Here is a 226-nt window from a genome sequence, read left to right on the forward strand (position 1 = left end):
CACTTTACTCAAGTGGCTAAATACAGAGTGCACTTCTCAAGTGTTAAAATACCGAGATTATAACGGACGCGTAGCTCAGCTGGATAGAGTACCTGGCTACGAACCAGGCGGTCGGAGGTTCGAATCCTCCCGCGTCCGCCATCTCTTTTGAGATGCGAGCTTACTTCACCTAAGTAATAAAACATGGGTTAAATGCCGACGAAAGTCGGTTTTTTTGTGCCTGAAT

1 tRNA gene is annotated in these 226 nt (G+C 46.5%); it reads left to right on the plus strand.

The annotated features are described in order from the left end of the window. Positions 1-64: 64 nt before the first annotated feature. Positions 65-141: transfer RNA gene (locus N480_RS15020), tRNA-Arg, on the plus strand. Positions 142-226: the final 85 nt, after the last annotated feature.

The sequence above is a fragment of the Pseudoalteromonas luteoviolacea S2607 genome (genome assembly GCF_001625575.1).
In the GTDB taxonomy this organism is placed as follows: Bacteria; Pseudomonadota; Gammaproteobacteria; order Enterobacterales; family Alteromonadaceae; genus Pseudoalteromonas; species Pseudoalteromonas luteoviolacea_E.